Origin of the sequence: Achromobacter sp. SIMBA_011 (assembly GCF_046535435.1) — a bacterium.
GTDB lineage: Bacteria > Pseudomonadota > Gammaproteobacteria > Burkholderiales > Burkholderiaceae_B > Achromobacter > Achromobacter dolens.
In genome coordinates, this window is the sequence record NZ_JAWRWN010001385.1 from 1 (window position 1) to 228 (window position 228).

Consider the following 228-nt stretch of genomic DNA (forward strand, 5'->3'; position numbering starts at 1 on the left):
GCCAGCGGGCGGGACGTCCCCAGCGGGATATTGGCATCGGATACATGTTCGACATCCTTAAGATTCGACGCGCACCAGCTTGCGCAGCTGCCACACGATATAGACGAGCATGATCGCGAACAGCACGACCGCGATCGACGCGGAATAGCCGAGCCGGTAGTACTTGATCGCCTGGTCGTACATGTAATACGCGAGCACGGTCGAACTCTCGAACGGGCCGCCGCCCGT

1 pseudogene is annotated in these 228 nt (G+C 60.5%); it reads right to left on the reverse strand.

Going from position 1 to position 228, the window contains the following annotated elements:
• Positions 1 to 57 precede the first annotated feature (57 nt).
• Positions 58 to 228 (reverse strand): annotated as a pseudogene (locus SB816_RS35575) (sugar ABC transporter permease); the annotation flags it as partial.